Consider the following 24,590-nt stretch of genomic DNA (forward strand, 5'->3'; position numbering starts at 1 on the left):
AGGGCCTACCCCCGCGTGAGCCATGGCCGCAGCAGCCTGCTGACGGCGGGCATGGCCACGTAGGTCATCAGCGTGCTGAACACGACGGCGAAGGCGGCCGTCCGCAGCACGAAGTGCAGATCCACCAGGTACGGCCCGAGCACCGCGTTCCCGGCGAGCGAGATCGGGAAGATGGCCAGCCCCGAGCTGATCGCCATCTTCCACCGCGGCGGCGCGGGCCGGGTCGTACCCGGCTTGGCGAACCAGGTCTCCATGCCCTGGAGTTCCCGCCGGGCTATCTCCGTGTGGTGGTGGCCCAGGCAGTTGGAGAACCACTGCGCCCGCTCCGGAGAGTCCTGCCAGCGCTGGAAGGCGGCCTGGTTGCGGAAGCGGTGGACCAGGAACCACGGCCCGCCCTCCGTCGCCGGCCGGAAGAGCCCGTAGCCCAGGTGGTCCGGAAAACCGGCGGCCGTCTCCAGGATCCCGTGGGCCCAGGCCTCGAACGTCTCCTCGTGCCCGGGCTCCACCTGTCGCGCGATGAGCAGGTTCACCTCCCCGTTGTCGGCGGGAACGGTGTGCTCGGTCGTGTTGATGATGGCCATCGGGCCAGGATCGCTAGTTGGTGCCGATCTTGGCCAGCAGGTCCACGATGCGGCCCTGGACGTCCGTGGTGGTGGCCCGCTCGGCGAGGAAGAGCACGCTCTCGCCCGAGGCCAGCCGCGGCAGTTCGGCCGGATCGATGCCGGTCGCCGTGTAGACGACGAGCGGAGTCCGGTTCAGCTGGCCGTTCGCCCGCAGCCAGTCCACGATCCCGGCCCGCCGGCGGCGCACCTGCATCAGGTCCATGACCACCAGGTTCGGCCGCATCCGTGTGGCCAGCTCCACCGCGTCGGTGTCCGCGCCCGCCCGGGCGACCTGCATGCCGCGCCGTTCCAGGGCGGCGGTCAGCGCCGTCGCGATCTCGTCGTGCTCCTCGATCAGCAGCACCCGGGAGGGGTGCTGCTCGCTGTCGCGCGGGGCCAGCGCCTTGAGCAGCACGGCCGGATCTGCCCCGTACGCCGCCTCGCGCGTGGCGTGGCCCAGCCCGGCCGTGACCAGTACGGGCACCTCGGCGGCCACGGCGGCCTGCCGCAGCGACTGCAGGGCGGTCCGGGTGATCGGGCCGGTCAGCGGGTCGACGAACAGCGCGGCGGGGAACGCGGCGATCTGCGCGTCCACCTCCTCGCGGGAGTGCACGACCACCGGGCGGTAGCCCCGGTCGCTGAGCGCCTGCTGCGTCTGCACGTCCGGAGCCGGCCACACCAGCAGCCGACGCGGGTTGTCCAGGGGCTCCGGCGGGAGTTCGTCGTCCACCGGCTGCGGCACGGGCCGGTTGACCACCTCGACCGCACCGCCGGGACCGTCCAGCGGCTCGGGACCCTCGTCGGCGCCCGCCTCGGGGGCGCCTATGGCGAAGGCGCGGCCCTGCGGGCTGGGCTCGGCGAGCCGGCGGCGCCGCCCGGACCCGGAGGCCCCGGCGGGGGACGTCGCGGGGGACGCCGCGGCGGGGTCGACCGCGATGCCCTGGCCGAGGGTGCCCAGCGCGCGCACACTGATCGGCTGCGCGGCCTGCGCCTGCGCGGGAGAGTCCTGCGCCTGGCGTGCTCCGGGGACCGCGACCTGGCCGGTGGCGCCGTCGTCCTCGGCGGCGGTACGGGCGGCGGGAGCCGGCCACGCGGGAGCACCGGACAGCGCGCGCCGCCGCCCGGTCGGGTTCTCGGCGGTGGCGTCGGACGCAGCGGCAGGGGCCTCGGGCTCGCCCGCGGGGGAGCCGAGCGCCCGGCGGCCACGGCGTCCGGCCGGTGCCTCGGCGTCGGGTGCGGCCTCGCCCCCGGAGGCACCGGGACCCGCGGGGGCGGCCGGAGCGGCGGGGACGGGGGCCGGACCGGCCGGCAGCGCGAAGCCGCCCTCCGGTGCGACGGGCCGTGCCGGGACGGGCGTCGGGCCGAGCCCCGTCGCGGGGACGGGACCGCCCGGCTGCGCCGGACCCAGTGCCCGGCGCCGGCCGGCCGGGTGCTCGGTCACCGGCACCGGGGGCACCGCCGGTACGGGCGGCAGCGCGGGCACGGCGGTGCCCTGCGGCTGCACGGGGCGACCGGTGCCGCCCTGGCCGTCGGCACCGCCGCCCGCGCCGCTGTCGTCACCTGCCCGGCCGCGCCTGCGGCCGGTGCCGAGGCCCGCCGGGTTCACCGGGGACTGCGCGAGCTCGGGCCCCGCGGACGGTTCGGCCTCGCCCGCCCGCCGGCGGCCCGACGACAGCGCCAGCGCGCCGCCGCCCTGCCCGCCCTGCGCGGCCTGGGGTCCCGCGGCCTCGTCCTCCAGGAAGGCGTCCACTCCGCGCCGGCCGCGCCGGCCGCCGGAAACCTTGCCGGGGGCGGCCCCCGGGGCCGTTCCGGCGCCGTCCGGGCCGGTGGCCGCGGGGGGCTCCTCCGCCGGTTCGGGCAGGGTCACCGTCCCGGCACCCGAGCCGAGCGGCAGTTCCAGCACGTAGGCCCCGCCGGGCGCGCCCGGGACCTCCACCGTCTGCAGTACGCCGCCGTGCGCGGCCACGATGCCCCGGACGATCGGCTCGTGGACCGGGTTGCCACCCTCGTAGGGCCCGCGCACCTCGATCCGTACGACGTCGCCCCGCTGCGCGGCGGCCACCACGATCGTCGAGTCGCTGTACCCGCTGCCCTGACGGGTCTTGCCGGTGGCGTCCACCCCGGCGACGTCCGCCACCAGGTGCGCGAGGGCGGTCGAGATCCGCTCGCCGTCCACCTCGGCCTCGATGGTCGGCGCGTGGACGGCGAACTGCGCGCGCCCGGGCCCGATCAGCTCGACGGCGCCGTCGACGCCGGCCGTGACCACGCCGTTGATCAGGACCTTCTTCTTGGCGAGCTTCTCGCGGCCGGCGTCCAGGCGCTGGAAGCCGAGCACGTTGTCCACCAGGGTGGTCATCCGCGAGTAGCCCGCGGCCAGGTGGTGCAGCAGCTGGTTGGCCTCGGGCCACAGCTGGCCCGCGTCGTCGGCGGCCAGGGTCGCCAGCTCGCCGCGCAGCTCGTCCAGCGGGCCGCGCAGGGAGTCCCCGAGGACGGCGAGCAGCTGGGCGTGCCGGGCGGCCAGGGCGTCGTAGGGCCGGCGGTCGGTGAAGGTCATCACGGCGCCCACGAGCTGCTCCCCGTCCCGTACGGGAGAGGTGGTCAGGTCGACGGCGACCGGCTGACCGGCCTTGTTCCACAGCACCTGCCCGCGTACGCGGTGCTTGCGCCCGCTGCGCAGGGTGTCGGCGAGCGGGGACTCCTCGAAGGGGAAGGGGGAGCCGTCGGCGCGGGAGTGCTGGACCAGGCCGTGGAGTTCGCGGTTGCCGAGGTCGGTGGCGCGGTAGCCGAGGATCTGGGCGGCCGCCGGGTTGACGAGCACCACCCGTCCGTCGGTGTCGGTGCCCACGACGCCCTCGGCGGCGGCGCGCAGGATCATCTCGGTCTGCCGCTGGGAACGGGCCAGCTCGGCCTCGGTGTCGACGGTCTGGGAGAGGTCCCGGACGACGAGCATCAGCAGCTCGTCGCCTGTGTAGGTGGGTTGCGGCTCGCGGTAGGCGTCGCGGCCGTCGAGGTGGGCGCTGGTGACCTCGACGGGGAACTCCGACCCGTCGGTGCGGCGGGCCACCATCCGCTTGGGTGTGGTCCGCCCGCCCTCGTCCTCGCCGGGCCGGCGCATGGAGCCGGGAATCAGCTTGGAGTCGAATTCGGGCAGGAGGTCGAGCACGCCCCGTCCGACGAGCCCCGTGCCGGGGCTCTCCATGACCTCGAGCGCGATCGAATTGGCGTTCACGACCGTGCCGTTGGCGTTGACGAGCAACAGCGCGTCCGGAAGGGCGTCGAGTATTGCTGCGAGGCGAGCAGCGCCTCGGGATGGCCTGCTGCTCACGACGAGCTTCCTCCCTGACCAACGACTACCGGCAAGTCACGGGAGGAGTCTAAGGCCACGGGCTCGCGGCGGGGTGGCCGATGTGGGGTCGGCGATGCCGCTCGTCGGCATCCTCCCAGGTCAGGAACGCCCACTCGGAAGCAGAGGTTCCAACTCGTCCCAGCGCTTGATTTCGCATCCGTCCGTCCGGCGGAAGGTGGCGTTCACCTTGTGTCCGTTCCATGTTCCGGTCACGCGCGCGGTCGCGGGTCCCCCGTACTGCTTGGTGCAGATCTGGTCCGGGGGGACGGGGGTGAAGGGGTCGCGCCCCTCCCGGGCGAACTGGTCCAGCCGTGCGCAGGCGCCCTCCGCCTCGGGGTGGTCACCGCCCACCGGCCCGCATTCGAGCTCGTACTCGCGGTCGAGCTGGCGGTTGCCGGTGTCGGCCATGGTCATGGTCAGCCGGTCGGGCGGGGACAGCAGCGCTCCCAGGGGCAGCGGGGGCAGCGGTCCGACGGCCGCGGTGGCCAGGGCCGAGGTGGCGGCGAAGGCGGCGAGACGCAGCATGGGGCACTCCAGGTCGTCCGTACGTCATTCGCCTGACCAACGACGTGAGCGCGCCGATGTTGCGTGCGGAGGGGCCTTTAAGGCTTTGCCCTCGGCCCGTCCCGCCTAGTACCGTGGGAGCGGATTGGTGAGGGGCCCTGCGCCTGTGTCATCATCTGCACGCACCTTCGTACGCGTGGGTGTGCTGGAGGCGTCGCCTAGTCCGGTCTATGGCGCCGCACTGCTAATGCGGTTTGGGTCTTACCACCCATCGAGGGTTCAAATCCCTCCGCCTCCGCAGTTCATCGAAGCCCCGGTCCTGACGGACCGGGGCTTCGATGCGTTCGGGGGCTTGCGCGAAGGCCCGTCCCTCGTGGCCGATGTGGGCGCTCAAGCCCGGCCCGCCTCTTGCGCGACCTCGCACGGATGATCTCCATCCACGGCGTTTCCGCAGGTCAGGATGGGTTTGGGTAATGGATTTCGCGTCCCGGCAAGGTCCATGTATTGTTGTTCTCGCAAGGCCAACGGGGCGAAAAACCCCGGGAAGCCCAAGCACTCGTAGCTTAACGGATAGAGCATCTGACTACGGATCAGAAGGTTGCAGGTTCGAATCCTGCCGAGTGCACAGCAGGCCAGAGGCCCCGGACGAAAGTCCGGGGCCTCTGTCGTATGTCCCGGACGTGCCGGGCGGGACCTCCCGGATCTCCTCCTTGTTGGGGAGGGGGTCCCCCGGAAGATGTCAGGGGCGGGATGGCTCTGGCGGGGGACGCCGGCTACCCGGTGGCGTCGGTACGGTTCTTGAAGATCGCCCGAAGTCGAGAACGGGGGCACTCATGGGACTGTTCGGAAATGCGCACACCGTCGACCCCGTGTCGGCGCAGCGGGACTACGCGCGGCTGCTGGGGCAGGGGGAGCAGGTCCACGCCGCCTTCCTGCTGATCCGGGACACGATCCTGTTCACGGACCGGCGGCTGGTGCTCGTCGACAAGCAGGGGATCACGGGCAAGAAGGTGGAGTACCACTCCGTCCCCTACCGGAGCATCACGCACTTCTCCGTGGAGACGGCCGGGCACTTCGATCTCGACGCCGAGCTGAAGATCTGGATATCCGGCAGCTCGACGCCGATCGAGAAGACCTTCACCAAGGGCGTCGACGTCTACGAGGTGCAGGCGATCCTGACGCAGTTCGTCGCCCGGTAGCCGGACGTCCGGCCGGTCTCAGAGGACCCGGGGCAGGCCGGTCACCGACATCACCAGTGAGTAGAGCGACGTGGTGGCGGTGATGAAGAGGCGGTTGTTCCTGGGTCCGCCGAAGGCGATGTTCGAGACGGGCTCGGGGACGCGCAGGCGGCCGATCAGGGTGCCGTCCGCCGCGTGGCACCGGACGCCGTCCTCCATCGCGGCCGCCCACAGCCGGCCCTCGTCGTCGAAGCGGATGTTGTCGACGCCGGGGCAGGCCGTGAAGACCCGGTCGCCGCTGAGAGTGCCGTCGTCGGCGACCTTGAAGGCGCGGATGTGGCCCGCCCTGGTGTCCGCCGCGTACAGCTCGCTCTCGTCGGGGGAGAAGACGAGACCGTTGGGGCCGAGGAAGCCGTCGGCGACCATGCGCACCTCTCCCGTCGAGGGGTCGGCCCGGTAGAGGTTGCAGGATCCGATCTCGCTGGGCGCGCGGCGGCCCTCGTAGTCGCTGGTGATGCCGAAGTCCGGGTCGGAGAACCATACGGAGCCGTCCGAGCGGACCACGGCGTCGTTGGGGCTGTTGAGCCGCTTGCCGTCGAAGCGGTCGGCGATGACGGTGATGCTGCCGTCGGGTTCGGTGCGGGTCACGCGGCGGTTGCCCTGTTCACAGGAGATCAGGCGGCCTTCGCGGTCGAGGGTGTTGCCGTTGGAGTGGCCGGCGGGCGAGCGGAAGACGGAGACCGCCCCGGTCGCCTCGTCCCAGCGCAGCATCCGGTCATTGGGGATGTCGCTCCACACCAGCTGTCGCCAGGCCGGCAGGTACAGCGGGCCTTCCGCCCAGCGGCAGTCGTCGTAGAGCCGCTCCAGCCGGGCGTCTCCGTTCGCGCAGCGGCCGGTCTTGAAGCGCTCGTCCAGAATCTCGTACAAGGTGAGGTCGGCTATGGCAGACATGATTCCCCCTGAGAGCAGATGGCCGAAGAATGTTCGGCTCGATGGTGAGATTGCAGGATCAGGTACCGTCTTCGCAAGGGTTTTCCGGCCCATGAGAGGAAGATTGCGTGGACGACATCGACCGGGCGCTCGTCCTGCGCCTGCAGCAGGACGCCGGCCAGTCCTACGCGGCCCTCGGGACGGCTGTCGGGCTTTCGGCCGGGGCCACCCACGAGCGTGTGCGCAAACTGCGCGAGCGCGGGGTGATCCGGCGGACCACCATCGACGTCGACCCGGCGGCGGTCGGCAGCGGGGTCCTCGCCTACGTGATGGTCGACTCCAACGCGTGGATGGGCGAGTCGGCGGACGACTTCGCCGCCATCCCGGAGATCCAGGAGGCGCACATCATCGCCGGCAGTGCGTCGGTGCTGGTGAAGGTGCGTACGGCCTCGACCGAGCAGCTGCAGGACGTGCTGCGCCGGCTCTACGCGATCGACGGCGTCAGCGGTACGCACGCGACCGTCGTCCTGGACACCTTCTTCGAGCGGCCGCTGCCGCTGTGACGTGGTGGTGCACCGGGATTCGGTGGAAGGGCTCCGCCCCCGTCATCGGGTGGTACGGCCAGGGGCGCGGCGAGCGGGTGAGCGCACCCGTGTACGGGCAACGGCTGGCCTTCGCGGCACGCGGCAAGCGCCACTGCCTGGGCGTGCGGCGGGCCGGGAAGCGGACGCCCTGCCCCACCACCGCCCTGGTGTCCGCCCGGGGAGGGAGCGCGCAGTGCCCCGCATGCGCCCGTCTCGACCGGTCGTTCTCCGTGGCGGCCGACACCAACGCCGCCGATCCGCGGACCTACCGGGTCTATCTGGCCTGGTTCGGGCCCGGCATGGTCAAGGTCGGCATCACCGCCGAGGAGCGCGGCTCCGCCCGGCTGCTGGAGCAGGGGGCGATGACGTGGACCTGGCTGGGGCGGGGGCCGCTGATGGCGGCCCGACGCACCGAGGAGCTGCTGCGGGCGGCGCTCGGGGTGCCCGACCGGATCGCGTACGCCCGTAAGCGTGCGGTCCGGGCGCACCTGCCCGGCGCGGCGGAACGGGCGGGGGAGGTCGCCGAGCTGCACGGCCGGGCGGCGGCGCTGTCCGGGTGGCCGGAATCCCTGGAGCGGCTGAGGTGCGAAGTCACCGATCACGCGGCCGTGTTCGGTATGGACGGCTGGGCGGGGCTGCCGGCGCCGGACCGGGTGATCGCGGAGATGGCGGACGGCCGGGCCGTCGTGGGTCGGCTGGTCGGCGCCGCCGGGCCCGACCTGCACTTCGAGGACGGGCTCGTGGTCGATACCCGTCTGCTGGCCGGCTGGGAGCTGGCCCCTCCCGCCCAGGGAGCGGTGACCTCCGCGCCGGTGGTGCGGATCCCGCCCGTCGCCGCCCCTCCGGCCGGGCAGGACGGGCTGTTCTGACGTTGCGGACGCCGCCCGACGCGCGGGATCATCAGGGTCCACGGTGGAGGTGAGCGCCCTGCGCGCCAGGTCAAGACTTGGATCCCTTTGGCCGTCCGGAGCCGATCCGGGTGGACACGCCGGGTGCCCTCCACCGAGGGTGGAGGGCATGACCACTCAACCGGTGGCGGCCTTTGAACCGCCCTACGTCATGGCCGTCTTCAGCAGCGTCCGTACCGCGGACGACACCGGGTTCGACGAGCGCAACGACCGCATGGAAGAGATCGTCCGGGCGATCCCCGGATACCTCGGCTACGAATCCGCGCGCAATCCCGGCGGCCTGGGCATCACCGTCGCCTACTTCCGGGACCACGAGGCCCTCACGGTGTGGCGTGAGGACATGGAGCACCAGGCGGCGATGAAGAAGGGCCGCGCCGACTGGTACGAGAGCTACACCCTGCACGTCGCCACCGTCGAGCGGAGCCACGGCTTTGTCCGCAACGGCTGATGCGGTGCGGGCCTTCCGTGCGCGGCTCGGGCTGCCCGGACTGGTCGACGTCCACACGCACTTCATGCCCGAGCGGGTCCTGGAGAAGGTGTGGGACTACTTCGACGCGGTCGGCCCGCTGACCGGCATGGAGTGGCCCATCACCTACCGGCACGAGGAGGAGCAGCGCGTCGCGCTCCTGCGGGAGTTCGGGGTCCGGGCCTTCACCTCCATGCTCTACCCGCACAAACCGGAAATGGCCGCCTGGCTCAACGCCTGGTCCGCCGAGTTCGCGGCCCGCACCCCCGACTGCCTGCACACCGCGACCTTCTACCCGGAGGAGGGCGTGGCCGCGTACGTCCGCCAGGCCGTCGCCTCCGGTGCCCGGGTCTTCAAGGCGCACCTCCAGGTCGGCGGCTACGACCCGAACGACGACCTGCTGGACCCCGTCTGGGGCCTGCTGGCCGAGGCCGGCATCCCCACGGTGATCCACTGCGGCTCCGGGCCGGCCCCCGGCAAGCACACGGGCCCCGCACCGATCGCCCGGCTGCTGGCCCGCCATCCGAGGCTGCCGCTGATCATCGCCCACATGGGCATGCCCGAGTACTCGGACTTCCTCGACCTCGCCGACCGCCACACCGAGGTGCGCCTCGACACGACCATGGCCTTCACCGACTTCTCCGAACGGCTGAGCGGCTTCCCGGCCGGAGACCTCGGACGGCTCGCGGACCTCGGCGACCGGATCCTGCTGGGCACCGACTTCCCGAACATCCCGTACCCCTACGAGCACCAGCTCGTCGCCCTCGAACGACTGGGTCTGGGGGACGACTGGCTGCGGGCGGTCTGCCACGACAACGGTGCCCGCCTCTTCGGCCTCGACGGCTGACCCCTTTCTCAGGGAATTCACAGGTTGGGGCAAGAACGCTCTCAGAGGCGCCGGGGAGCGTGTCCGTATGACTGCGACGACCACCTCCCCTGCGTCCACGTCCACCAGCAACCACACGGCCCTGGTCCGGCCCGACGGCGGGCCCTGCCGGGTGCTCGTCGTCGACGACGAGGCCTCCCTCTCCGAGCTGCTGTCCATGGCCCTGCGCTACGAGGGCTGCGAGGTACGCAGCGCCGCCGACGGGGCCGGGGCGCTGCGGGCCGCGCGTGGCTTCCGTCCGGACGTGGTGGTCCTCGACGTCATGCTCCCCGACATGGACGGACTCGCCGTCCTCGGCCGGCTGCGCCGCGAGATCCCGCAGGTCCCCGTCCTGTTCCTGACGGCCAAGGACTCGGTGGAGGACCGGATCGCAGGCCTCACCGCCGGCGGCGACGACTACGTCACCAAGCCCTTCAGCCTGGAGGAGGTCGTGGCCCGGCTGCGCGGCCTGGTGCGGCGTTCGGGCGCGGCCCAGGCGGCGCGCGGCGGCTCGGTCCTGACCGTCGGCGACCTGCGCCTCGACGAGGACAGTCACGAGGTGGTGCGGGACGGCCGGGAGGTCCACCTCACCGCCACCGAGTTCGAGCTGCTGCGCTACCTGATGCGCAACCCGCGGCGCGTGCTGAGCAAGGCGCAGATCCTGGACCGGGTCTGGTCCTACGACTTCGGCGGGCAGGCCAATGTGGTCGAGCTGTACATCTCCTACCTGCGCCGCAAGCTGGAGAGCGGCCTCGGCCTGCCGTCGATGATCCACACCCGGCGCGGCGCCGGCTACCTGATCAAGCCGGCCGAGTAGTGGCACCGCGCGGGAGCCGGTGGCCGGGCGGGCGCCGGCCCTGGTCCCTGCGGACCCGGCTCGTCGTCTCGGCCGTGGCGCTGATCGCCGTGGTGGGGGCGGCCATCGGGACCGTCACCACCCTCGCGTTGCGCTCGTACCTGGTCACCCAGCTCGACGAGCAGCTGGACACCTCCATGAGGATGGCCGCCAGGGCACCGGGCGGGAAAGCCGCCCGGGAGGGCAGCGCGGGCTTCGTCATGCCCCCCGGCAGCCCCCTGGACGCCGCCGGGGTCCGGCTGGACCCCACCGGAGCGGTCCTCGCCAGCGCCCGCAACACCCGCGGTGAGGGATGGTCGCCCGACCAGGCGCCACCGGCCCTCACGGAGGCCCAGAGCACGACCCTCACCCGCGCCGCGCTGAAGGCCGCGGAGGCATCGCCCGGGCGGGCGGTGGGCGCGGACCTGCCGGGCCTCGGCGCCTACCGGGTGCTGGCCTCCCCCGACCGAGGACTCGTCCTCGCCTTCCCGCTCCGCGAGGTCGACTCCACCGTGAGCACCCTGGTCGGGGTCGAGGTCTGCGTCACCCTCGCCGGCCTGATCGCCGCCTCGCTCGCGGGACAGGCCCTGGTCGGGGTCGCTCTGCGGCCGCTGCGCCGGGTCGCCGCCACCGCCACCCGGGTCTCCGAACTCCCCCTGCACCAGGGCGAGCCCGCCCTCCACGAGCGGGTCCCGGACGCCGAGGCCGACCCCCGCACCGAAGTGGGCCAGGTCGGCGCCGCCATCAACCGGATGCTCGGCCACGTCTCCTCCGCCCTCACGGCGCGCCAGCAGAGCGAGACGCGGGTACGCCAGTTCGTCGCCGACGCCAGTCACGAGCTGCGCACGCCGCTGGCCTCCATCCGCGGCTACGCCGAACTCACCCGCCGGGGCCGCGAGGAGCCCGGTCCCGACACCCGGCACGCCCTGGGCCGGATCGAATCCGAGGCCACCCGGATGACCGGTCTGGTCGAGGACCTGCTGCTGCTGGCCCGGCTCGACGCGGGCCGCCCGCCGTCCGTCCACACGGCCACCGACACCGACCTCGCCCCGCTCGTCATCGACGCCGTCAGCGACGCCCGCGCCGCCGGGCCCGAGCACCACTGGCGCCTGAACCTGCCCGAGGAGCCCGCGCCCGTACGCGCCGACGCGGCCCGCATCCAGCAGGTGCTGGTCAATCTGCTCGCCAACGCCCGTACGCACACGCCGCCCGGCACCACCGTCACCGCCCATGTTTCACGTGAAACATCCACCGTCCGGCTGCTCATCGAGGACGACGGCCCCGGCATCGCGCCCGAATTGCTCCCCCGCGTCTTCGAGCGCTTCGCCCGGGGTGACGCCTCCCGCTCCCGTGCCGCCGGTTCCACCGGTCTGGGGCTGGCCATCGTCCAGGCCGTGGTCACGGCCCACGGCGGGAGCGTCGGCGTGCGGAGCGAGCCGGGACGGACCCGCTTCGAGGTCGTCCTGCCGCTCGCCGGGGCCGATGCAGAGGCGGATCCGGACTCACAGATGGGCCACAGGCTCAGCACACTGAGGTGACAGGCGGCCCCGCGAGGGTCGGAGCATGCCAACCGACACCTCCCCCGGGGCCCTTCCGGTACGGGCGCCCCTCGCGCTCGTACCGGGCGAGCCCGTCCTCGACGTGGTGATCCCGGTCTTCAACGAGGAGAAGGACCTCGGGCCGTGCGTGCGCAGGCTGCACGACCACCTGACGCGGACCTTCCCCTATCCCTTCCGGATCACGGTCGCCGACAACGCGAGCACCGACCGCACCCCCGAGGTGGCGGCCGGACTCGCCGCGGCGCTGGACGGCGTCCGCAGCACCCGTCTGGAGGAGAAGGGACGGGGCAGGGCCCTGCGGACGGTCTGGTCCGGGTCCGACGCCCCCGTCCTCGCCTACATGGACGTGGACCTCTCCACCGACCTGAACGCGCTGCTGCCGCTGGTCGCCCCGCTGGTCTCCGGCCACTCCGACCTCGCCATCGGCACCCGCCTGGCCCGCTCCTCCCGCGTCGTGCGGGGAGCCAAGCGGGAGTTCGTCTCCCGCGCCTACAACCTCCTGCTGCGGTCCTCCCTCGCCGCCCGGTTCAGCGATGCCCAGTGCGGCTTCAAGGCCATCCGGCGCGAGGTCGCCGAGCGGCTGCTGCCCTTGGTGGAGGACACGGGCTGGTTCTTCGACACCGAACTGCTCGTCCTCGCCGAGCGGGCCGGGCTGCGGATCCATGAAGTGCCCGTGGACTGGGTCGACGACCCCGACTCCACCGTGCACATCGTCAAGACCGCCACCGAGGACCTCAAGGGCGTCTGGCGCGTGGGCCGGGCCCTGGCCGTCGGAGCCCTCCCGCTGGACCGGCTCGCCCGCCCGTTCGGCGACGACCCGCGCGACCGCACCGCGGTGCCCGGCGTCGACGGCGGACTGGCCCGCCAGCTCATCGGCTTCTGCACGGTCGGAATCCTCTCCACCCTGCTCTACCTGGTGCTCTACTCCGCCTTCCGGGGCGGCGCAGGCCCTCAGCTCGCCAACGGCGCAGCCCTGCTGCTCTCCGCCGTGGCCAACACCGCGGCCAACCGCCGACTCACCTTCGGCGTCCGCGGCAGGAAGCGGGCCGTACGCCACCAGGCCCAGGGGCTGGTGGTCTTCGGCATCGGCCTGGCCCTGACCAGCGGCTCCCTCGCCGCCCTCGCGGCGGCGACGCCGGATCCCGCGCACGGCACCGAGCTGGCCGTCCTCATCACCGCGAACCTCGCAGCCACCGTGCTGCGCTTCCTGCTCCTGCGCGCCTGGGTCTTCCCCGAGCGACGCACCACCGATCCCCGCACAGCCACTTCCAAGGAGGGCCGATGACCACGGCAGCATTCCCGCTCTTCCCGGCCGCCGTGACCGGTGCCGCCACCTCCCGGCCCCGCTGGGAACGCCCCGCCCTCGCCGGGCTGCTGATCGCCACCGCGGTCCTGCTCCTGTGGGACCTGGGCGCCTCCGGCTACGCCAACTCCTTCTACTCGGCCGCCGTCCAGGCCGGGAGCGAGAGCTGGAAGGCCTTCTTCTTCGGCTCCTCCGACGCCGGCAACTCCATCACCGTCGACAAGCCCCCCGCCGCGTTGTGGCCGATGATGCTGTCGGTCCGGCTCTTCGGTCTGGGCTCCTGGCAGATCCTCGTGCCGCAGGCGCTGATGGGCGTCGCGACCACCGGCGTGCTGTACGCCTCCGTACGCCGCCAGTTCGGGCCGGGAGCCGCGCTGCTGAGCGGCGCCGCCTTCGCGCTGACGCCCGTCGCCGCGCTGATGTTCCGCTTCAACAACCCCGACGCGCTGCTCACCCTGCTGCTGACCGTCACCGTGTACTGCCTGCTGCGGGCCCTCGAAGGGGCGCACACCCGCTGGCTGCTCTGGGCGGGGGTCGCGGTCGGCTTCGCCTTCCTCACCAAGACGCTGCAGGCCTTCGTCATCCTGCCGCCGCTCGCCCTGCTGTACGCCGTCTGCGCGCCCACCGGGCTGCGCCGCCGCATCGGGCAGCTGCTGCTCGCCGGGGGCGCGACGGTGGTCGCGGGCGGCTGGTGGGTCGCCGTCGTCGAGCTGTGGCCCGCCTCCTCCCGCCCGTACATCGGAGGTTCCCAGCACAACTCCTTCCTGGAGCTGACCCTCGGCTACAACGGCCTCGGCCGGATCAACGGCAACGAGACCGGCAGTGTCGGCGGCGGGGGTGCGGGAGGCCCCGGCGGCGGTGGACGCTGGGGGGAGAGCGGGATCGACCGGCTGTTCTCCGGGACCATCGGCGGACAGATCTCCTGGCTGCTGCCGGCGGCCCTGGTCCTGCTCGTGGCCGGACTGGTGATCACCTGGCGGGCCCGCCGCGCCACCGACTCGGTGGACGGCATGGCACGCGCGGCGTTCCTGGCCTGGGGCGGGTCGCTGCTGATCACCGCGGTGGTCTTCAGCTACATGCAGGGCATCTTCCACGAGTACTACACCGTGGCGCTGGCACCGTTCGTGGCCGCGCTGATCGGCATGGGCGTCGCCGTCCTGTGGGAGGAGCGGGGCAGCGTGGCGGCCGCCGTCACCCTCTCCGGCACGCTCGCGCTGACGGCGGTGTGGTCGTACGTCCTGCTCGGCCGCGCCACCGGCTACCTGCCGTGGCTGCGCTGGGCGGTGCTGGTGGGCGGGCTGCTCGCCGCGGCCGCGCTGCCCTTCGCGGGGCGTGCCGGGCGGCGGGTGCTGCGCGCCACGGCGGGGCTCGGGGTGGCGGCGGCTCTGGCCGGGCCGTTCGCGTACTGCCTGACCACCGTGAGCACCGCGCACACCGGCTCCATCGTGACCGCCGGTCCTGCGGTGGCCGGAGGCCGGGGCGGCCCCGGCGGAATGACGGGCGGCCCGGGCGGACCGGGCGGCTTCGGTGAACTGCGTCAGGGCGGTCCGAACGGCCAGGGCGGCCAGGCGGGCGGCCCGGCCGGCGGTCCGGGCGGCGGACCGGCGGGCGGGCAGCAGCCGGGCGGCGCGCCGCCGCAGGGCGCCGTACCGCCGGGCGGTCAGGGCCAGGGCGGCATGCCCGGTGCGGACGGCCGCGGGGCCGGGCGGACGGGTGGCTTCCCCGGCGGGATGACGGGCGGCGGTCCCGGCGGGGGCGCCGGCGGTCTGCTCAACGGGGCCCGGGTCAGCGCCGAGGCCGAGGCGGCCCTCACCGCCGACGCCGACGCCTACACCTGGGCGGCGGCGGCCATCGGATCGCAGAACGCGGCGAGTTACCAGCTGGCCTCCGGCGTACCGGTGATGCCGGTCGGCGGTTTCAACGGCAGCGACCCCTCGCCCTCCCTGGAGCAGTTCAAGGAGTACGTGCGGGACGGGAAGATCCACTGGTTCATCGGCCAGGCCGGCACAGGCACAGGCACAGGCACAGGCACAGGCACCGGCACAGGCACCGGCACGGGCGCGGCCGAGGACGGCGGGCGCCGTGGCGGCGGCGGTCCGGGAGGACCGGGCGGCGGCACCAGCACGGAGATCGAGAGCTGGGTCAAGGCCACCTTCAAGGCGTCCACGGTGGGCGGAGCCACCTTCTACGACCTGACGGTGCCGGCGTCCTGATGCCTCGTCACCCGAACTGATCCACGGGGCACGCCCCGAGGTCGTGTCCCGCTAGCATCAAGAGGGCGGACCGGGCATTTCGGGCCGGTCCATCTGTCGCGAGGAGGGTGCCCGCATGGTGACCGCGGCCGATCCGGGCGAGACACGGACCAGCGTCTGGCTGGTGGCCAGACCCGCCCCACCCGGCAGACGGCGCCCCGAGGCACCTTCGGGGCTCGACCGGGAGCGGATCACCGCAGCCACCGTGCGGCTGCTCGACGCCGACGGGCTGGCCCGATTCTCGATGCGGCGGCTCGCCGCGGGGCTCGGGGTCACGGCGATGTCCCTGTACTGGTACGTGGACACAAAGCACGACCTGCTCGAACTGGCCCTGGACCGGGCCCTGGGCGAACTGGCCCCGCCGGCCGGGACCGCCGCCGTCCGGAGCACCGGGGCCGCCGGGGCCGCCGGGGCCGCCGGGGCCGTCGGGAACGGCGGCCCGGCCGGGGCCGGCTGGCCGGGCGGTCTGAAGGAGCTGGCGCGGGGCTACCGGCAGGTGCTGGTGGCCCACCCGTGGGTGGCTCCGCTCAGCGCCGCCTATCCGAACATCGGCCCCAACGCGCGGGCCTTCGACGCCGCCCTCCAGCGGCTGATGGACGCCACCGGACTGGTGGGTGCCACCCGGACCGGCGCCCACCTGGCCGTCCGGCAGTTCCTGCACGGTTGCGGGGGCGCGGTCCGGCGGACGCCCGAGGGCGATTTCTGCCTCGCGCTCGACGTCCTGATCGCGGGCATCGAGGCCCGGACCACCGCCTGAGCGCGACCGAGCGCCGCCGGAGGGCTCCGGCGGCGCTCGGTCGGGATGCTTAGGCCCGGGCGGCCACGGGGGTCAGGCCTTGACGGCGTCCGTGACCTCGGCGGCCGTGACCTCCTGCGAAGCAGCCGCCGGGGTGTGCACCGCGGGCTTCGACTTCAGGGCGACCTCCTTGATGAACACCACCAGCACCAGGCCGAGGAGCGCGAACGGGGCGGCGTACAGGAAGACGTCGCCGACGCCGTGCCCGTAGGCGGACTCGATGACCTCGCGAAGGGGTGCGGGCAGCTTGTCCAGGTCGGGGATCCCGCCCCCGGCCGTACCGTTCTGGCCCATGGCCGCCGCGGCCTTCGGGCCGAGGGCCGCGAGCCCGTCCTGCACGTAGTCGGTGACCCGGTGGGCCATGACCGCGCCCAGCGCCGAGACGCCCATGGCGCCGCCGAGGGAGCGGAAGAAGGTGACGACCGAGCTGGCCGCGCCCAGGTCCTCGGGAGCCACCTGGTTCTGGGTGGCGAGGACGAGGTTCTGCATCATCATGCCGAGACCGAGGCCGGTCACCGCCATGTAGACCGCGATGTGCCAGTACGGGGTGTCGTGGCGCAGGGAGCCGAGCAGGCCCAGTCCGGCCGTCAGCAGCACGCCGCCGGAGACGAGCCAGACCTTCCACCGGCCCGTCTTGGTGATCACCTGACCGGAAACGGTGGACGAGACGAAGAGGCCGGCGATCATCGGGATCGTGAGGACCCCGGACATCGTGGGGGACTCGCCACGGGCCAGCTGGAAGAACTGGCTGAAGAACACGGTCCCCGAGAACATTGCGATGCCCACGAAGAGCGAGGCCGTCGAGGCGAGGGTGATGGTCTTGTTGCGGAAGAGCCGCAGCGGGATGATCGGGTCGCTCGCACGGGACTCGACGAGGACGAAGAGCAGTCCGAGGACCACCGAGCCGCCCGTCATCGCCCAGGTCTGCCACGAGACCCACGCGTAGGAGTCGCCGGCCTGGGTGACCCAGATCAGCAGCAGGGAGACGGCGGCGCTGATCAGGAAGGCGCCGAGCCAGTCGACCTTGACGTCGCGCCGGACCACCGGCAGCCGCAGCGTCTTCTGCAGGACGATCAGCGCGATGATCGCGAACGGCACGCCGACGTAGAAGCACCAGCGCCAGCCGAGCCACTCGGTGTCGGTGATGACGCCGCCCAGCAGCGGGCCGCCGACGGTCGCGACGGCGAAGACCGCGCCGAGGTAGCCGCTGTACCGGCCGCGCTCGCGGGGCGAGATCATCGCGGCCATGACGATCTGGGCGAGGGCCGAGAGGCCGCCCACGCCGATGCCCTGGACCACGCGGCAGGCGATGAGGGTGCCGGTGTTCTGGGACATGCCCGCGACCACGGAGCCGAGGACGTAGATCACCAGGGATATCTGGACCAGCAGCTTCTTGCTGAAGAGGTCGGACAGCTTGCCCCACAGCGGGGTGGCAGCCGTCATGGACAGCAGGGCGGCGGTGACCACCCAGGTGTACGAGGACTGGGTGCCACCGAGGTCGCTGATGATCTGGGGCAGGGCGTTCGAGACGATCGTGGAGGACAGGATCGCCACGAACATGCCGAGCATCAGCCCGGAGAGCGCCTTCATGATCTGGGGATGGGTCATGTCCACGGATGTGGACACGGGGGCGGTCGTCGTCTCCGACTGGGCCATGTCTTTCCTTCCGCTAGAAGCTCGATCGGAGTCGGGCCAGCAGGGTGTTGAGTACGTCGATGTCCTGGGCGGACCAGTCGTGGAGGGCTCTCTCCAGGGCTGCCGTGTACCGCGCGCCGATCTCGGCGAGCAGCGCCCGTCCGTCCGGGGTGAGCCGCAGGATGCGGCAGCGCCCGTCGACGGGGTCCGGCTCGCGCTCGATCCAGCCGCGCTCGGCGATGTGGGTCACGTGCCGGCTGGTGACCGAGATGTCGACGGCCATGAGGTCGGCAAGCCTGCTCAGCCGCATCTCCCCGTGCCGGTCGAGGACGGTGAGCACGGCGGCGGCGCCGGGCGGGCAGTCGGCGGGCAGGTTGCGGGCGAGCTCGCGCTTGACCGCACCGATCCCGGTCAGCCGGCCGGCCAGCTCCTCGTGCGGAGTGGTCCGTGTTGTCTGTGTCGGCACCGGGCGACCCTCCATCTTGTTGCTTCAGGCAACCATAGAAGCAGGTGGTTGCTACAGGCAAATGAATCCGGGGGTGGAGGCGGTAAAAGAATCGGAAAACCGGCTAGGGTCCTGCTCCATGGCTGAGAACCACAACTCACAGGTCCCCGAGGGCAACTACGACCCCGCGGGCAGCACACAGATGTTCCGTGCCTTCGTCGAGGAGGCCGCACCCGCCCGGCAGGCGGGCCCGGGGGCGCGTCAGCAGCGCCGCGCCGAGCAGGAGGCGTCCAAGGCGTCGGGTGCGGGCGTGAAGGTGGGGCTCCTCGTCGCGCTCGTGCTCGTGATCGGCGCCGCCGCGTGGATGGTCCTGCGCTGAGGCCCGGTACCGCCTCCCGGGAGGTCCACCGCGATCAGCTCCAGGTCGCGGTGACCTTCCGGGTGTCCACGTGCATGCCCAGTGGCACCCGCCAGGCCTCCAGGCACACCGTGTAGGTCTGCGTCTTCGAGGCTCCGCCCGCGAGGGGCACGGGCAGCGGCTGGGTCGTGGTGATCGTGGCCCAGTCGACACCGAGCGCGCCGATCACGTGCGTCGCGAAGCTGACCGTCCCCGCGCGGGCCGCGGTGGTCCCGGTGTTGGTGAAGGTGACGGTGACCCGCTCGCACCAGCGGTCGGCGGCGGCGGCCCGGGCCGGCGCCGACAGCGTCAGGTGCGCCGGGGTGGCGGGGGGCGTGGCCGGGGGTGTCGTGCCGGGCCTGCCGGGAGAACCGGTGGGGCTTGTCGGACCCGTCGGACCCGTGGGGTTCGCAGGACCGGTGGGACCCGTGGGCGTCGTGGGGGCGCCGGGAGCGCCCGGTGGCGTGGTGGTGCGGCCCGGGCCGCCTGCGGCGCCCGGGGCGCCTCCGGAGCCGCCGGGTGCGGCGGCCGAGGCTCCGCCCGGGGTGGAACCCCCCGCGCTCCCTGCTCCCGGGGGAGTGGCCGACGTAACCGAGGACTCCGTGGATCCGCCCGCCGCGGACGGGTCGCCGAGCCGCTGGAGCTCCACTCCACCCCGAGGTGCGACGTTCTCCCCGGCCCCCCGTTCGGGGCCCGGGGCGGCGGCGCCCACGGCGGAGAAGCCCTCGCGCGCCGGGCCGCCGCAGCCGGTGAGGCCGGCGGCGGCCGCCGTGCAGCACAGGGTGAGCAGGGCGACGGCCGCTCGCGATCCCTTTCGCATCGCGCCAGTGTTCCTGACGGGTCGTCAATTGGGAAGCGTCCGGCACCGGCTCGGGCCAACAGTCGATCCGGGCCCCCGCGTCGGCCCCGCGCCTGTCGTCGCGCCTGTCGTCGCTTCGGGCGTCGCGTCAGTCGCCGATCAGGCCCACGCGCAGCTGCGCGAGCGTGCGGGTCAGCAGCCGGGAGACGTGCATCTGGGAGATGCCGACCTCCTCGCCGATCTGCGACTGCGTCATGTTCGCGAAGAAGCGCAGCATGATGATCTGCCGTTCCCGGGGCGGGAGTTTGGCCAGCAGCGGCTTCAGCGACTCGCGGTACTCGACGCCTTCGAGCGCGGTGTCCTCGTAGCCGAGGCGGTCCGCGAGCGAGCCCTCGCCGCCCTCGTCCTCCGGGGAGGGCGAGTCGAGCGACGAGGCCGTGTAGGCGTTGCCGACGGCGAGGCCGTCGACGACGTCCTCCTCCGAGACCCCGAGCACGGCGGCGAGTTCCGGGACGGTCGGCGAGCGGTCCAGCTTCTGGGCGAGCTCGTCGCTGGCCTTGGTCAGCGCCAGGCGCAGTTCCTGGAGCCGGCGCGGGACGCGCACGGACCAGGAGGTGTCCCTAAAGAATCGTTTGATCTCGCCCACGACGGTCGGCATGGCGAACGTCGGGAACTCCACGCCGCGTTCGCAGTCGAAGCGGTCGATCGCCTTGATCAGCCCGATCGTGCCGACCTGGACGATGTCCTCCATCGGCTCGTTGCGGCTGCGGAAGCGGGCGGCGGCGTAGCGCACGAGGGGCAGGTTCAGCTCGATCAGGGTGTCGCGTACGTACGCCCGTTCGGGACTGTCCGCGTCCAGCGTGGCAAGTCGCTGGAAGAGCGAGCGGGAGAGGGTGCGGGTGTCGATGGCTTCCGAGCGTTCGGCCACTGCCGGCGGCGTCACGGGCTTTACGAGCGTGAGCACCTTGGAGCTGCCCTGGTCTACGGACATGCCACCCCCTTGAGGTCGCGGACGGTCGCGTACGGAGCGCCCGTCAGAGGAACGCAGCTTCCACCTGAATACCGGAGGCGGGGCCGCGGCAAACGCGGTTCAAGCAGAATGTCACATGTCGGCAACACGCTGTAGCGCCAAGTCGACATATATCTCCGACGACAGAAAGGGACAGAACGTGATCAGCCCGTTCTGTCGGGAAACGCGTGAATGATCTCCACCCGTTCCGGTTACGCCTCGATCCTGTTTGCGGATCTCAGTCGGGCGAAACTGCGCGCCAGCAACCGGGAGACGTGCATCTGCGACACCCCCAGCTCGGCACTGATCTGCGACTGCGTCAGGTTGTTGTAGTACCGCAGGAGCAGGATCCGCTGTTCGCGCTCGGGCAGTTGTACGAGGAGGTGGCGGACGAGGTCGCGGTGTTCGACCCCGGCCAGCTCGGGATCCTCGTAGCCGAGGCGGTCCAGCAGTCCGGGCATCCCGTCGCCCTCCTGGGCGGCCTCCAGCGAGGTCGCGTGGTAACTGCGCCCGGCCTCGATGCAGGACAGCACCTCGTCCTCGGTGATGCGCAGCCGCTCGGCGATCTCGGCGGTGGTCGGGGTGCGGCCGTGGAGCGTGGTGAGGTCCTCGGTGGCGGCGTTGACCTGCACCCACAGCTCGTGCAGGCGGCGCGGCACGTGGACGGTGCGGACGTTGTCGCGGAAGTACCGCTTGATCTCGCCCACGACCGTCGGCATGGCGAAGGTCGGGAACTGCACGCCGCGGTCCGGGTCGAAGCGGTCGATGGCGTTGATCAGGCCGATGGTGCCGACCTGGACCACGTCCTCCATCGGCTCGTTGCGGCTGCGGAAGCGGGCGGCCGCGTACCGGACCAGCGGGAGGTTCGCCTCGATCAGGGCCCCGCGCACGCGCGCGTGCTCGCTGCTGCCCGGCTGGAGGCCCTTCAGCTGGCCGAAAAGGACCTGGGTGAGGGCCCGGGTGTCCGCCCCCCGGCTCGTCGGTCTCGGGGCCGCTGGGGCTGTTGGGGCTGCTGTGGCCGCGGGGACGGCCGCCGGGGGGTCGGCCGGGTGGCCGGCCAGGGTGCCGGTCGGGTGGTCGGCGAGGGTGCCGGCCGGGGGTCCCTCGGGCGACTGCGCCGGGCGGGCTCCCGTCCGGGGTTCCTGCTGGGGAGGTACCTGGGGGTCCTGTCGGGGTGGCATTTGAGGCGCAGTACTGGCCGGCACGGTCACGCCACCCCTTCAGTCAACTCATCCGTCAAAAGCGGTCATAGCATCACAAGAGATGTGCACTGTGTGCAAGCACCGTATATCTCCGTGTTGAGGGCAAGTTGGGCATATCGGGACATTATGCCTGGCGGGAGGTACGCAAAAGCCCCCCACCCGTCGAGTGGGGGGCCGGAAGTCCGGGAACCGCTTCGGCGTACGGGTCAGCGCACCAGTTCGGTTATGAACTCGCCGATGCCGGAGGCGGCATCCGATATCCCCTGGAAGCCTATTTCCACGATCTCGGCGGCTCGCTTCGGCTGGGTGATGATCACGAAGAGGGCGAATACGGTGAGGGCACCCGTGATGAGCTTCTTGGTGTCCACGTGCGGGCGGCCTCCCCAACCGGTCCTTGCAAGTCGGGTGAGTCTAACCGGTCAGGTTTGGGCACTCACCTGTCCTTTAAGGACCAATGGCCCAGTGGTGCGGGCCCTTTGCCGGGCGGGCGACGGGTGCGGTGGGCACAGGATGGATGTGAGCCCACCGGTTCTGGCAGGAAACCGGTGGGTGAGGGACAGGGCCTCACTGCGGGGTCCGGGCCGCGAGCTTCCCCCTGACTGCGGCACGGACCGGCAGGCCCGTCCTCCTCGGGGGAAGTGGCTTGTCCCCCCGATGCCACTTCCCCCGTCCTACGCGTCGATGGCCCCGACCCCGGTCGGGGCCTTCTTCGCATCCCGCCGAGGGGCGGCGGTCGCGGTCACGGCTACTGGATGGCGCCGGCCAGGTCGGTGAGGGGCTGGACGGGGGCGATCACGGGCGCCAGCTGGTTGGGCAGGTCCATCAGCGCGTTGAGCCCGTTCGCGCCCTCGCCGACCTTGCCGACGACCTCCTGGACGGACGCGGGCTGGGTCCCCGCGGGCATCCCGGGAGCGGGGATCGGTACGTCCGGGAGGGTGAGCGGGGAGATCGGGGCCGTGTCCGCGGAGGCGGCGGGTGCGGCGAGGCCCGCGGCGGCCCCCGCGAGGGCGAAGGCGGCGAGGATGCGCTGGGTCTTGGTCATGCCGTGACAACGGCCGACGGGGCGGGCGGTCACGCCGCTGTCCTCCGGAGGGCCGATCCGCGGGCCGCCGCACGGAGCGCGCCCGGGGCACCGGACTGCGGGACGCCAGGGCCCCGACGCACCGCCGAACACGCCGAAAGCCCCGTCCCTTGCGGGGCGGGGCTTTCGAACGGAGCGGTAGTGGAGGGATTTGAACCCCCGATGGGTTGCCCCATACTCGCTTTCGAGGCGAGCTCCTTCGGCCACTCGGACACACTACCGAGATGGATCCTAGCCTAAGGAACCCCATCCGCCGAAATCGGTGCCCGCGAGCCCCGCCACGGCCCGCGTGCCGGGTCCTCCCGGCCCGCAACGCGGGTCGCACCACGACTTCGTCGCGAGCCCGGTCACAGGTCGCGGAAGAACTCCGTCAGCTGACGGGCGCACTCGTCACCGAGCACACCGCGCACCACCTCAGGCCGGTGGTTGAGCCTCCGGTCCCGTACGAGGTCCCACAGCGACCCGGCGGCGCCCGCCTTGTCGTCGTCCGCGCCGTAGACGACCCGGGCGACGCGCGACTGCACGAGCGCGCCGGCGCACATCACGCACGGCTCCAGGGTGACCACGAGGGTGCATCCCGGGAGCCGCCATTCCCCGAGCTTGGCGGCGGCCCTGCGCAGCGCCAGGACCTCGGCGTGGGCCGTGGGGTCGCCGCTCGCCTCGCGCTCGTTGTGCCCGGTGGCGAGGACTTCCCCGGCCGGGCCCAGCACGACGGCGCCGACCGGCACGTCGCCGGCCGGCACCGCCCGGGCGGCCTCCTGGAGCGCCAGGCGCATGGAGTCCCGCCACGGGTCCCGTACGGGGTCGACGGGATCGGTGGTGTCGGCGGTGAGCACTAGCGGACGGCCTCCAGGACCTCGGTGGCGCCGAGGGACTCGGCGATCTCCGAGAGGGCGTCTCCGTCGAGGGTCATCAGTTGCTTGTTGGTCACGCCGAGGTCGTCCAGCAGCCGGGGGTCGCCGAGCGGACCGGCCGGTACCGGCTCGGAGCCGGTACCGCGCTCCCCGTCCTCGTCGGAGTCCTCGTCCGTGAAGGCGGCGACGGCGTCCTCCTCGCCGTCCTCGGTGCCGTCCAGGTCCAGCTCGTCGAGTTCGTCGTCCTCCTCGTCGCTGCCCAGCAGCTCTTTGGTCAGCATCGAGCCGTAGGAGCTGCGGGCGGCCGCGGCGGCGTTCGACACGTAGTACCGCGGGTCCTCCTCGCCGTCCACGCGGACGACGCCGAACCAGGCGTCCTCCTGCTCGATGAGGGCGACCACCGTGTCGTCGTCGACAGCGGCGGACCGGGCGAGATCGATCAGATCACTGAGGGACTCGACGTCGTCGAGTTCCATGTCGCTCGCTTCCCACCCGTCTTCGGTGCGCGCGAGCAGTGCGGCGAAATACACCGTGACTCTCCCACTGGTCTTAGGCGTGCCGGTTGGAGGTCCCCCCGGCCGGAGGTTGGGACATGGCGGCCGTGCTGCGCGCCGCCTGCCCCGCCCAATCGGCATCGTGGCAGAAACAGCGGCTTTGCGAGAGGTCTTCCGCGCTTGCGTCGTGCCGCGCCGTGCCCCGCCGGGGCCGGTGCGGGGTTGCGGCGCCGGGGCGTTCCGGGGTCGGCGGGGGTCGCGCCGGTCGTCCGACCGGCCGCTCGTGTCGCGCCGGTCGTCCGACCGACCGCTCGTGTCGCGCCGGAGCGCGCCGGGTTCACCAGCGGAACGTGCGCATGCGCATCTGCTGGCGCATACGGGCCGCGCGGGCCCGGCGGGGCTGTACGCGATCGCGCAGGGCGCGGGCCTCCATCAGGTCACGCAGGAACTGGGCGCGGCGTGCTCGGCGCTGCGCCGCGGTCTCCGGAGTGTCGTCGATCGGCTGCGTGTCGGGCATCGGCCACCACCCTGGGCTGGTCGGTCGTT

At 72.6% G+C, this 24,590-nt stretch carries 24 protein-coding genes, 3 tRNA genes and 1 pseudogene; 13 read left to right on the top strand and 15 right to left on the bottom strand.

Features of this window, described 5'->3' with window-relative positions; all coding sequences use genetic code 11:
• Positions 1-5 precede the first annotated feature (5 nt).
• The 3 genes from AC2RP6_RS20945 to AC2RP6_RS20955 all read right to left on the bottom strand — a co-directional run bounded on the left by AC2RP6_RS20945 (position 6) and on the right by AC2RP6_RS20955 (position 4,473).
• A complete protein-coding gene (locus AC2RP6_RS20945) occupies positions 6-581 on the bottom strand; it encodes an antibiotic biosynthesis monooxygenase (RefSeq protein WP_053624990.1) in 576 nt (191 codons plus the stop codon).
• A 13-nt stretch (positions 582-594) separates the two neighbouring features.
• Complete coding sequence (locus AC2RP6_RS20950; RefSeq protein WP_486447581.1) at positions 595-3,927, bottom strand: response regulator; 3,333 nt, start codon at positions 3,925-3,927, stop codon at positions 595-597.
• 120 nt (positions 3,928-4,047) lie between these two features.
• A complete protein-coding gene (locus tag AC2RP6_RS20955; RefSeq protein ID WP_486447582.1) occupies positions 4,048-4,473 on the bottom strand; it encodes an SSI family serine proteinase inhibitor in 426 nt (141 codons plus the stop codon).
• Positions 4,474-4,659: 186 nt separating this feature from the next.
• On the opposite strand from AC2RP6_RS20955, the gene AC2RP6_RS20960 reads away from it, so the two are divergent.
• The 3 genes from AC2RP6_RS20960 to AC2RP6_RS20970 all read left to right on the top strand — a co-directional run bounded on the left by AC2RP6_RS20960 (position 4,660) and on the right by AC2RP6_RS20970 (position 5,651).
• Positions 4,660-4,750: transfer RNA gene (locus tag AC2RP6_RS20960), tRNA-Ser, on the top strand.
• 254 nt (positions 4,751-5,004) lie between these two features.
• Positions 5,005-5,077: transfer RNA gene (locus AC2RP6_RS20965), tRNA-Arg, on the top strand.
• A gap of 208 nt (positions 5,078-5,285) precedes the next feature.
• A complete protein-coding gene (locus AC2RP6_RS20970) occupies positions 5,286-5,651 on the top strand; it encodes a PH domain-containing protein (protein ID WP_486447583.1) in 366 nt (121 codons plus the stop codon).
• A gap of 18 nt (positions 5,652-5,669) precedes the next feature.
• On the opposite strand, the gene AC2RP6_RS20975 is transcribed toward AC2RP6_RS20970, so the two are convergent.
• Positions 5,670-6,581, bottom strand: a complete 912-nt coding sequence (locus tag AC2RP6_RS20975) for an SMP-30/gluconolactonase/LRE family protein (RefSeq protein WP_486447584.1) — start codon at positions 6,579-6,581, stop codon at positions 5,670-5,672.
• A 107-nt stretch (positions 6,582-6,688) separates the two neighbouring features.
• Between AC2RP6_RS20975 and AC2RP6_RS20980 the strand changes: the two genes are divergently transcribed.
• From AC2RP6_RS20980 to AC2RP6_RS21020, 9 genes are all read left to right on the top strand, one after another.
• On the top strand, positions 6,689-7,123 hold the full coding sequence (locus AC2RP6_RS20980; protein WP_486447585.1) for an Lrp/AsnC family transcriptional regulator: 435 nt from the start codon (positions 6,689-6,691) through the stop codon (positions 7,121-7,123).
• Entirely contained in the window at positions 7,120-8,013 is an 894-nt protein-coding gene (locus AC2RP6_RS20985) for a DUF2797 domain-containing protein (protein WP_486447586.1), read from the top strand. The genes AC2RP6_RS20980 and AC2RP6_RS20985 overlap by 4 nt, the downstream gene beginning before the upstream one ends.
• A 148-nt stretch (positions 8,014-8,161) precedes the next feature.
• Positions 8,162-8,500: an antibiotic biosynthesis monooxygenase family protein gene (locus tag AC2RP6_RS20990; protein WP_486447587.1), complete on the top strand. Its 339-nt coding sequence runs from the start codon at positions 8,162-8,164 to the stop codon at positions 8,498-8,500.
• On the top strand, positions 8,484-9,365 hold the full coding sequence (locus tag AC2RP6_RS20995) for an amidohydrolase family protein (RefSeq protein ID WP_486447588.1): 882 nt from the start codon (positions 8,484-8,486) through the stop codon (positions 9,363-9,365). Before AC2RP6_RS20990 ends, AC2RP6_RS20995 begins: the two co-directional genes overlap by 17 nt.
• A gap of 67 nt (positions 9,366-9,432) precedes the next feature.
• Positions 9,433-10,200 (top strand): response regulator transcription factor, encoded by a 768-nt coding sequence (locus AC2RP6_RS21000; RefSeq protein WP_486447589.1) that lies wholly within the window; start codon positions 9,433-9,435, stop codon positions 10,198-10,200.
• A complete protein-coding gene (locus AC2RP6_RS21005; RefSeq protein WP_486447590.1) occupies positions 10,200-11,756 on the top strand; it encodes a sensor histidine kinase in 1,557 nt (518 codons plus the stop codon). Before AC2RP6_RS21000 ends, AC2RP6_RS21005 begins: the two co-directional genes overlap by 1 nt.
• Positions 11,757-11,781: 25 nt before the next feature.
• Positions 11,782-13,062, top strand: coding sequence for a bifunctional glycosyltransferase family 2/GtrA family protein (locus AC2RP6_RS21010; protein WP_486447591.1), 1,281 nt, complete (start codon positions 11,782-11,784; stop codon positions 13,060-13,062).
• The gene (locus AC2RP6_RS21015; protein WP_486447592.1) at positions 13,059-15,293 is read left to right on the top strand and encodes an ArnT family glycosyltransferase; all 2,235 of its coding nucleotides are present in this window, start codon (positions 13,059-13,061) and stop codon (positions 15,291-15,293) included. Before AC2RP6_RS21010 ends, AC2RP6_RS21015 begins: the two co-directional genes overlap by 4 nt.
• A 115-nt stretch (positions 15,294-15,408) precedes the next feature.
• Positions 15,409-16,089: a TetR/AcrR family transcriptional regulator gene (locus tag AC2RP6_RS21020; protein WP_486447593.1), complete on the top strand. Its 681-nt coding sequence runs from the start codon at positions 15,409-15,411 to the stop codon at positions 16,087-16,089.
• Between the two features lie 87 nt (positions 16,090-16,176).
• Here the strand turns inward: AC2RP6_RS21020 and AC2RP6_RS21025 are convergent.
• Positions 16,177-17,736: pseudogene (locus tag AC2RP6_RS21025) on the bottom strand (MDR family MFS transporter); the annotation flags it as partial.
• 61 nt (positions 17,737-17,797) lie between these two features.
• On the bottom strand, positions 17,798-18,229 hold the full coding sequence (locus tag AC2RP6_RS21030) for a MarR family winged helix-turn-helix transcriptional regulator (RefSeq protein WP_486447594.1): 432 nt from the start codon (positions 18,227-18,229) through the stop codon (positions 17,798-17,800).
• 118 nt (positions 18,230-18,347) lie between these two features.
• Between AC2RP6_RS21030 and AC2RP6_RS21035 the strand changes: the two genes are divergently transcribed.
• Complete coding sequence (locus AC2RP6_RS21035; RefSeq protein ID WP_486447595.1) at positions 18,348-18,587, top strand: hypothetical protein; 240 nt, start codon at positions 18,348-18,350, stop codon at positions 18,585-18,587.
• 34 nt (positions 18,588-18,621) lie between these two features.
• Here AC2RP6_RS21035 and AC2RP6_RS21040 read toward each other — a convergent pair whose 3' ends face one another.
• The 9 genes from AC2RP6_RS21040 to AC2RP6_RS21080 form a co-directional block, all read right to left on the bottom strand.
• The gene (locus AC2RP6_RS21040) at positions 18,622-19,425 is read right to left on the bottom strand and encodes a hypothetical protein (protein ID WP_486447596.1); all 804 of its coding nucleotides are present in this window, start codon (positions 19,423-19,425) and stop codon (positions 18,622-18,624) included.
• Between the two features lie 127 nt (positions 19,426-19,552).
• Entirely contained in the window at positions 19,553-20,395 is an 843-nt protein-coding gene (locus tag AC2RP6_RS21045) for an RNA polymerase sigma factor SigF (protein ID WP_486447597.1), read from the bottom strand.
• Positions 20,396-20,625: 230 nt separating this feature from the next.
• A complete protein-coding gene (locus AC2RP6_RS21050; RefSeq protein ID WP_486447598.1) occupies positions 20,626-21,594 on the bottom strand; it encodes an RNA polymerase sigma factor SigF in 969 nt (322 codons plus the stop codon).
• A 227-nt stretch (positions 21,595-21,821) separates the two neighbouring features.
• Positions 21,822-21,983 (bottom strand): hypothetical protein, encoded by a 162-nt coding sequence (locus tag AC2RP6_RS21055; protein WP_167344740.1) that lies wholly within the window; start codon positions 21,981-21,983, stop codon positions 21,822-21,824.
• Positions 21,984-22,360: 377 nt separating this feature from the next.
• A complete protein-coding gene (locus tag AC2RP6_RS21060; RefSeq protein WP_486447599.1) occupies positions 22,361-22,657 on the bottom strand; it encodes a hypothetical protein in 297 nt (98 codons plus the stop codon).
• 175 nt (positions 22,658-22,832) lie between these two features.
• Positions 22,833-22,917, bottom strand: a tRNA-Ser gene (locus tag AC2RP6_RS21065).
• Positions 22,918-23,043: 126 nt separating this feature from the next.
• Positions 23,044-23,472: a tRNA adenosine(34) deaminase TadA gene (gene tadA, locus AC2RP6_RS21070; RefSeq protein ID WP_486450393.1), complete on the bottom strand. Its 429-nt coding sequence runs from the start codon at positions 23,470-23,472 to the stop codon at positions 23,044-23,046.
• Between the two features lie 59 nt (positions 23,473-23,531).
• Positions 23,532-24,080, bottom strand: coding sequence for a tRNA adenosine deaminase-associated protein (locus tag AC2RP6_RS21075; RefSeq protein ID WP_486447600.1), 549 nt, complete (start codon positions 24,078-24,080; stop codon positions 23,532-23,534).
• Positions 24,081-24,381: 301 nt separating this feature from the next.
• The gene (locus AC2RP6_RS21080; RefSeq protein WP_486447601.1) at positions 24,382-24,561 is read right to left on the bottom strand and encodes a hypothetical protein; all 180 of its coding nucleotides are present in this window, start codon (positions 24,559-24,561) and stop codon (positions 24,382-24,384) included.
• Positions 24,562-24,590: the final 29 nt, after the last annotated feature.

This window comes from Streptomyces sp. WAC03905 (genome assembly GCF_057371075.1).